Genomic DNA, 8344 nt, shown 5'->3' on the forward strand with positions numbered 1-8344 from the left:
CCATCCACATGGGCGAGATTGTCACCGGGTGAGTCCGCTTACGCGGGGTATCCGGCACGCAACTCCCTGCGGATGATCTTGCCGGTCGCGGTCGTGGGCAAACTGGTTACAAAGCGGATCGCGCGCGGATACTCGTGGGCGGCCAGCCGGGTACGGACGTGCGCCTGCAGCGCCTTGACCAGCGCTTCGTCGCCCGCCACCCCGTCGTTCAGCACCACGAACGCCACCACGATTTCCGTACGCTCAGCATCCGGCATGCCCACCACCGCCGCCATGCGCACCGCCGGGTGGCCGATGAGGCAGTCTTCGATGGGGCCCGGGCCGATCCGGTAGCCGGCGCTGGTGATCACGTCGTCGTTGCGGCCCACGAAGCGGATGAACCCCTCCGCATCGCGCACGCCGATGTCGCCGGTCAGGAGGTAATCGCCGGCAAATTTTTCCGCCGTGGCCTCCGGGTTTTTCCAGTACCCCAGGAACATGACGGGATCCGGGCGCAGTACGCCGATGTTGCCCTCCTGTCCATCGGCCACTTCGGCCCCCCTGTCATCCACAATAGCGACCCGATGCCCGGGCGCGGCGCGGCCGATGGCGCCGATGCAGGGGTCGAACAGCGACGAGCACGAGGACACGATCATGTTGCATTCGGTCTGGCCGTAGAACTCATTGATGGTCACGCCCAGCACGCGGCGGCCCCAGTCGATGAGTTCGGCGCCCAGCGATTCGCCGCCGCTGGCCACCGAGCGCAGCGCGCGCGGCCCGGCGTGGTCCGGCCAGTCGCACCCGCGCATCATCTTCAGGGCGGTCGGCGGCAGGAAGGTATGCGTTACGCCATGGCGCGCCATCAGTTCCAGGGCAGACGCGCCGTCGAACTTTTCAAACCGCCGCGCCAGCACCGGCACACCGTGATGCCAGGCCGGCAGCAGCACGTCCAGCAGCCCGCCGATCCATGCCCAGTCGGCCGGCGTCCACATCAGGACGGCGTTTTCGGGAAAGAACTCGTGCGACATCTCCACGCCCGGCAGGTGGCCGAGCAGCACGCGGTGCGCATGCAGCGCGCCTTTGGGTTTGCCGGTGGTGCCGGAGGTGTAGATGATGACGGCCGGGTCGTCGGCGGCCGTCGGGACCGGGTCGAAGGCGTCGGATTCGAGCGCCAGGCTTTGGTGGAACGGCAGCGCGCCGACCGTAACCCCCGCAGTCCCGGCGTCGCCATCGATGCAATAAATCACTTTCAGATCGGGCAGGCTGTCGCGGATTTCCAGCAGCTTGCGGCAGCCTTCCGCGTCGGTGACGAGGGCCGCCGCCCCGCTGTTGGCCAGCCGGAACTGGATGGCGTCCACGCCGAAAAGCGTGAACAGCGGCACCGCCACCGCGCCCATCTTGTAAGCGGCGACGTGGGCGATGGCGGTTTCGGGCGCCTGCGGCAGGTAGATGGCGACGCGGTCGCCGCGCCGGATGCCGTAGCGCGCCAGGCTGTTGGCGAACTGGTTGGACTGCGCCTTGATCTGATCGAACGTATAGCGCGTCTGCGCGCCGTCGCTCTTTTCATAGATCAGGGCCAGGCGGCCGCTGCCGTCGGCCCATTTGTCGCACACGTCGACGCCGATGTTGTAGGCCGCGGGCACCTGCCACTGGAAAGCGGACACGACTTGCGCGTAGGAATCTGCTCGGTGCAGCATGGTTGTCTCTTGATAGTTATGGTTGTTGCCATGTAAGGCCCGCGGCGGCGGCGGGTTGCCCCCCGCCTTGCCACGAAGTTGACCGTCGCTCAATAATAGGCCCTCGCGCGGACGGCCGGACAGGCCGCCCGCCCCTTTTTCGCCAGTAGCCTGCATGGAAAAAAGCCCAGCCGTCCCGATGCGCCGCCCGCCGGCCAGCGCCAAGTCCGAACAACGCATCCGCGACATCCTGCGCGTCGCGCGCCAGGTGTTTTCCGAAGCGGGCTTTCACGCAGCCACCACCACCGAGATCGCGCAGCGGCTGGGCGTCTCGGAAGCCACCGTCTTCACCTACTTCGGCGGCAAGCGCGAACTCTGCGTGCGCGTCATCAGCGACTGGTACGACGAAATCATCGCGCGGGTGGAGGACCACCTGCCGCACATCCACGGCGCACGCGCCCAACTGCATTACCTGGTCCACACGCATCTGCGCCATCTGCTGGCCGAAGGTCCGGGCCTGTGCGCATTCATTCTTTCCGAAGGCCGCGCGCGCAACGACGACTTCGGCGACATCTACGCCGACCTGCAGCGCCGCTACACCGCGCCGCTGATGCGCATCCTGGCGCAAGGTCAGGCCGACGGCGACATCCGCCAGGACATGCCGCTGCGGCTGCTGCGTTCGGCGGTGTACGGGCCGATGGAGCACGTGCTGTGGGACGCGATGCGGCGCGGCGCAGAGGTCAATGTCGACGTGGCCGCCACCGCCGACCAGCTGGTCGGCTTCCTGTGGCAGGCCCTGCAGCCGCCGCGCCAGGATGCCCTGGCGCTGGCGCAGTTCCGGGGTGAAGTCCAGAATGCGCTGCATCGGCTTCAGTCCTCCGAAAACAGCGACGGCGGCACGTACTGAGGAAAGCCGTTGTAGGGTTCACCGCGTTCGGACGGCTGCAGGTTCCATGAATGGCGCGCGTTCGGCACGCCGCCGTCCACCCGGATCACGGTGCCGTTGATGAACGCCGCCGCGGGCGACAGCAGGAAGACGACGGCCGCGGCCAGTTCGGCCTCGGTGCCAAAACGCTGTAGCGGCACCTTGGTTTTCAGCTCGCGCAGCACGCCGCGGTAGTGCTCGTCGTAGCTGTCCATGCCGCTGGAGGCAATCCAGCCCGGCGCCACGGCGTTGACGCGCACGCCGGCATACGCCCATTCGCAGGCGGCGGTCTCCGTCAGGTTCCACACCCCCGCGCGCGCCGCGCCCGAATGTCCCATGCCCGGCATGCCGCCCCAGATGTCGGCCAGCATGTTGACGATGGCGCCGCCGTGCTGGCGCATGTGCTGCGTATAGACCTCGCGCGACACAAGAAAGGTGCCGTGCAGGTTGTTCTGCACCACGGCGTTCCAGCCATTGAGGCTGATGCGGTCCAACGGCGCGGGAAACTGGCCGCCAGCGCAATTGAAGACGCCGTCGATGCTGTTGTGCGCGGTGAGCGCGTCGGCCACGGCGCCGCGTACGCCCGCTTCGTCCCGGATGTCGCAGGAATGCTGGCTGATACGCTCGGCGGCCTCGGGATAGACGCGGGCGATTTCCTCGGCCGCCGTGCGCAGTTTGTCCGGGTTGCGTCCCACCAGCGCCAAGCGCGCGCCCAGTGCCGCCAGCTCATGCGCGGTGCAACGGCCCAAGCCGCTGCCGCCGCCGGTGACCATGACCGTCTTGCCGTCAAACAATCCCGGCCGGAATACCGATGCGTAACGCTGATCGGCGGCGCGACTCCCCGCAGGCTGATTCATGTGTGTCTCCGAAAATTTTTTGTTGAGGATAACTCAATCTACTGAAAACAAGCATCGCAATGCCGCGCTTTTGCCCATAGAATCAACCGAATTGATCGGAACACCTGTTGAGCCATCATCAACAACACCGGAGACCGCGCATGACGCTGACCGCACCGCTGGACCTGACCATAGAAGGCCCCCTCGCCCGTCTGACGTTGAACCGGCCGGACATGCGCAACGCGTTCGACGAGACGCTGATCGCCGCGCTGACGGCCGCGATCCAGACTGCGGTCGATGATCCCCAGGTGCGGGTCCTGCTGCTGACGGGCGCGGGCAAGGCATTTTGCGCCGGCGGCGACCTGAACTGGATGCGCAAAATGGGCACGCTGACCGATGCGGACAACCGCAAGGACGCCACGCGGCTGGCGGACATGCTGCACGCGGTCTGGACCAGCCCGAAACCCATCGTCGCCTGCGTCAACGGCGACGCTTACGCGGGCGGCATGGGGCTGGTGGCCGCGTGCGACATCGCGGTGGCGGCCGACAGCGCGCACTTCTGCCTGTCCGAGACGCGCCTGGGCCTGTTGCCCGCCACCATCAGCCCCTACGTGATCCGCGCCCTGGGCGAGCGTGCGTCCAACCGCTATTTCCTGACCGCCGAACGCTTCGACGCCGCCACCGCGCTGCGGCTCGGGCTGGTGCACGAGGTGGTCCCGGCGGCCCAGGCGCTTGAGGCCGCGGAAGCGCTCTGCCGCACGCTGTGCGCGAACGGGCCGGGCGCCGTGCAGGCCAGCAAGCGGCTGGTGCGCGACTTTGCCGGCCAGCCGCTGGATGCCGCCTTGATCGCCGACTCGGTTGAACGCATTGCGGCCATCCGCAGCACCGAGGAAGCGCGCGAGGGCGTGACGGCTTTCCTGGAAAAACGTGAGCCGTCCTGGCGCGGCACGCCGTAAGCGGCCGGCGGGAGCGCCTCGCCATTGATGCCATAATCCAGGGCGGATCTTCTGGAAGTCTCATGCCGCAAGCCACACCGCCCGCTTTTCCTCCGCTCAACGCCGAACGCCTCTGGTCGCGGGTCGACACCCTGTCCAAGTTCACCCTGCCCGACGTCCCCTGGACGCGCCGCGCCTTTTCGCCGCTGTTCGATGACGCGCGCGCCTGGCTGCGCAGCGAGTTCGAAGCCGCCGGCCTGACCACGCGCCTGGACGCGGGCGGCAATTTGGTCGGCACGCGAAAGGGGCGCGATGCCTCGCGCAAACCGATTTCGACCGGCTCGCACTGCGACACCGTCATGGCCGGCGGCCGCTTCGACGGCATCATCGGCGTGCTGGCCGGCATCGAAGTCGCGCACACGATGCAGGAACACGGCATCACGCTCGACCATCCCTTCGAAGTCATCGATTTCCTGTCCGAAGAACCCAGCGACTACGGCATTTCATGCGTGGGCAGCCGCGCGCTGTGCGGCCAGCTCAGCGCCGACATGCTGGACGCGCGCAATCCGCAGGGTGAGACGCTGGCGCAGGGCATTGCCCGCATCGGCGGCGACCCGTCCGCGCTGAACGCGCCGCTGCGGCGGGCGGGCGAAACCGCCGCTTTCGTCGAACTGCATATCGAACAAGGCCCGGTTCTTGAAAGCCGCCAGCTGCCGATCGGCGTGGTCACCAACATCGTCGGCATCCGCCGCGTGCAGATCGTGGTCGAGGGCCAACCAGACCACGCGGGCACCACGCCCATGGACATCCGGCGCGACGCGCTGGTGGGCGCGGCCCGCATCATCGACGCCGCCAACCGGCAGGCCAGCGCAGCCAGCGGCAATCCGCATTACGTTGTCGCCACCGTCGGCAGGCTGACCATGACGCCCAATGCGGCCAACGCGGTGCCGGGCCGGGTCGAGATGACGCTGGAAATGCGCAGCGACAGCAACGCCGTCCTGGACGCCTTTCCCGAAACGCTGATGGCTGGCGTGGCCGACGACCTGAAGGCGCTGCGCCTGACTGCCGGCTTCACGCCGCTCAGCCGCGCGCAGCCCACGGACTGTTCGCCGCTGGTCATGGACGCGGTCAAGGCGGCCGCCGACCAGCTTGGCTACGCATCGATGCGGCTGCCCAGCGGCGCCGGCCACGACGCCGTGTACATGGCGCCCACCGGCCCCATCGGCATGATCTTCATCCCCTGCCTGAACGGTCGCAGCCACTGCCCCGAAGAATGGATCGAACCCGCGCAACTGCTGGACGGCACCCGAGTGCTGTATCAGTCGGTGCTGGAACTGGACCGCGTGCTGCGCGGCGCTTGAGACACACGATGGAACAGATAGAACTCAACGACAGCACCGCCGACCGCTTCCTGCTGGATGCGCGCGGCCTGTCGCTCATCGTCTTTCACAGCCGCACCTGCGGCACCTGCCGCGTGGCGCGCGAGCAGCTTCCGGGCGTGGAACTGCCGGTCGAGCGCATCTGCTGGATCGATGCCGGCGACAACCGAGGTCTGGTCGAGCGCTACGAGGTCTTCCACCTGCCCGCCATGTTCGTCGCCCGCGACGGCGCCTTTTATGGTCCGGTGCAAGCCTCGCTGGCCGAATGGGACCTGCGCCAGCAGATCGGCCTGGCGCTGGACAGCTACCCCGCCGAACTGCCGTGAGCGTCGCCGCCGCCAAACCGCTGCGCCTGCCGCTGGACACGCTGGCGACCGGCGCCATGCTGGCGCTGTGCGTGTGCTGGGGCTTCCAGCAGATCGCCATCAAGCTCGTCGCCGACGACATCGCGCCCATCATGCAGATCGGGCTGCGTTCCACCTTCGCGGCCCTGGTGCTGGCCGTCGTGGTGTGGCGCGCCGAAGGGCAGCGCGCATTCACCGACGGCACGTTCCTGCCTGGATTGATCGTGGGGCTGCTGTTTGCGGGCGAATTCCTGTTCGTCGCGCAAGGCCTGGTCTACACCACGGCCTCGCACATGTCGGTGTTCCTGTACACCGCGCCGATCTTCGCGGCGCTGGGCCTGCACTGGCTGCTGCCGGAAGAACGACTCAAGCCGCTGCAATGGGCGGGCGTCGTGCTGGCCTTCTTCGGTATCGCGGTGGCGTTCCTGGTCAAGGGCGGCCAGCCGTTGGCGCACGACGGCGCGCGCAACATGCTGCTGGGCGACGCGATGGGATTGTTGGCCGGGCTGCTGTGGGGCGCCACGACCGTGGCGATCCGCAAGACGTCGCTGTCCGAAGCCGCGCCCGCCAAGACGCTTTTCTACCAGATGGCGGTGGCCTCGGTGGGCCTGTTGGCCTTTGCAGTCGCCACCGGCCATCATGGCATCCGCTATACCCCGGCCGCCGTGCTCAGCGTCGTGTTCCAGTCGGTCGTCGTCGCGCTGACCAGCTATCTGGCCTGGTTCTGGCTGCTCCGCCGGTATCTGGCGTCCCGCCTGTCCATCCTGTCGTTCATGACGCCGCTGTTCGGCGTCAGCTTCGGCGTGCTGATCCTGGATGAACCGCTGGATGCGGGCTTCGTGATCGGCGCGGTGATGGTGCTGGCGGGAATCACGCTGGTCAGCGGGGCCGAAATGGTGCGGGAGCGGCTGCGCAAGCGTCAGGCGCGGCGCGATTCCCATCATGGTTAACTCGGCTTTTTCCCGACGGCCCGGGCGGATATAACGGACTTTTGCCGCCGTCGGGCTCGCGGTGACGTCCAGCCCGGTGCGCGGCCTCGGCCTGGAGGTCACATGCAACCCTGGCACAGCGACAACCCCGCCCTGACCCGCGCGTTCGCGCCGGTCTTCGACGAACGCGACGACGCGGATCTGCCCATTGAAGGCGCCCTGCCCCCCGGCCTGTCCGGCGTCTTCATGCGCAACGGCCCCAATCCGCAATTCGAGCCCGGCCCGGGCTATTCCTATCCCTTCGACGGCACGGGCATGATCCACGCGCTCTACCTGGACGGCGGCCGCGCGCGCTATCGCAACCGCTGGGTGCTGACCGCCGAACTGCAGGAAGAACGGGACGCCGGCCATCGCATCTACAACCCGACGTTCGGTCCGCCCCCCTACGCGAACCTGGCCAATACCAACGTGCTGCGGCACGCCGGCCGCATCCACGCGCTGTACGAAGGCGGCTGCCCGTACGACCTGGACGACGCGCTGGGCACGGTGGGCGCCAACACATTCCAGGGCAGGCTCACCGGCGCGTTCTCCGCGCATCCCAAGGTCGACCCGCTGACCGGGGAGATGCTGGCGATCAATTACGACCTCATGGCGGGCACGCTTGAATACATGCGGCTGGACGCCTCGGGTCGGGTGGACCGCCAGGTGGCGTTTGCATCGCCCTGGCCGGCGCTGGTTCATGACATCGGCCTGACCGCCACCCACGTGGTGGCGTTCGTCTGCCCGCTGGTGTTCGACTTCAGCCGCGGACCGGCGGCGCCCGGGTGGGAGCCGCAGCGCGGCACGCAGGTGCTGCAGGTGCCGCGCGACTGCACCGACGCGGCGCAGATCCGGTGGATCGAAGCCGACCCCTTCTTCAATTGGCACGTTGCCAATGCCTGCGTGGACGGCAACGTGATCGAGGCGGTGCTGCCCTGGCACGATGGCTACGGTCCCTCGTCGCGCAAGCGGCTTGAGATGCACCGGCTGCGCATCGACATGGCAAGCGGACGCGTGGACGACCAGACGCTGGACGACCAGCCCTGCGAGTTCGGCCGGGTCAACGACGCGTGGCTGGGCCGGCGCACGCGGTTCTGCTATGCCGGGCTGCGGGCCCCGCGGCCGGGCGAAACGCCGCAGCCGGGCGCCTTCGAGGCCTTTGCGCGCTACGACGTCGAAACGGGGGCGAAGACCGTGTACCGCCTGCCCGCCGGGCAGACCGCATGCGAGCCGGTGTTCGCCGCCGATCCGGCCGGCGCGGGTGAAGCGGACGGCTACATCCTGAGCTTCGTGCACGCCGAA

The 8344-nt window shown here is 68.0% G+C and carries 8 protein-coding genes; 6 read left to right on the forward strand and 2 right to left on the reverse strand.

Annotated features, from left to right (window positions below; genetic code table 11):
- Positions 1–38: 38 nt before the first annotated feature.
- Positions 39–1676 (reverse strand): acyl-CoA synthetase, encoded by a 1638-nt coding sequence (locus B3446_RS26480; protein ID WP_291386942.1) that lies wholly within the window; start codon positions 1674–1676, stop codon positions 39–41.
- Between the two features lie 154 nt (positions 1677–1830).
- Here B3446_RS26480 and B3446_RS26485 point away from each other — a divergent pair, with 154 nt between their 5' ends.
- The gene (locus B3446_RS26485) at positions 1831–2562 is read left to right on the forward strand and encodes a TetR/AcrR family transcriptional regulator (RefSeq protein WP_175124102.1); all 732 of its coding nucleotides are present in this window, start codon (positions 1831–1833) and stop codon (positions 2560–2562) included.
- Here B3446_RS26485 and B3446_RS26490 read toward each other — a convergent pair.
- Positions 2526–3437: an SDR family oxidoreductase gene (locus B3446_RS26490; RefSeq protein WP_291386943.1), complete on the reverse strand. Its 912-nt coding sequence runs from the start codon at positions 3435–3437 to the stop codon at positions 2526–2528. The genes B3446_RS26485 and B3446_RS26490 overlap by 37 nt on opposite strands.
- Before the next feature lie 140 nt (positions 3438–3577).
- Between B3446_RS26490 and B3446_RS26495 the strand changes: the two genes are divergently transcribed.
- From B3446_RS26495 to B3446_RS26515, 5 genes are all read left to right on the forward strand, one after another.
- A complete protein-coding gene (locus B3446_RS26495; RefSeq protein ID WP_291386945.1) occupies positions 3578–4372 on the forward strand; it encodes an enoyl-CoA hydratase/isomerase family protein in 795 nt (264 codons plus the stop codon).
- Between the two features lie 62 nt (positions 4373–4434).
- Positions 4435–5712 carry a Zn-dependent hydrolase gene (locus B3446_RS26500; protein ID WP_291386947.1) on the forward strand — a complete coding sequence of 426 codons (1278 nt, stop codon included), beginning with the start codon at positions 4435–4437 and terminating at the stop codon, positions 5710–5712.
- Between the two features lie 8 nt (positions 5713–5720).
- Positions 5721–6056 carry a thioredoxin family protein gene (locus B3446_RS26505; protein WP_175124098.1) on the forward strand — a complete coding sequence of 112 codons (336 nt, stop codon included), beginning with the start codon at positions 5721–5723 and terminating at the stop codon, positions 6054–6056.
- Positions 6057–6112: 56 nt separating this feature from the next.
- Positions 6113–7024 (forward strand): DMT family transporter, encoded by a 912-nt coding sequence (locus B3446_RS26510; protein WP_291386957.1) that lies wholly within the window; start codon positions 6113–6115, stop codon positions 7022–7024.
- Positions 7025–7126: 102 nt separating this feature from the next.
- Positions 7127–8344, forward strand: a 1218-nt coding sequence (locus B3446_RS26515; protein ID WP_291386949.1) for a carotenoid oxygenase family protein, incomplete at its 3' end; no start/stop codon positions are given.

This window comes from Achromobacter sp. UBA5777 (assembly GCF_002418565.1).
In the GTDB taxonomy this organism is placed as follows: domain Bacteria; phylum Pseudomonadota; class Gammaproteobacteria; order Burkholderiales; family Burkholderiaceae_B; genus Achromobacter; species Achromobacter animicus.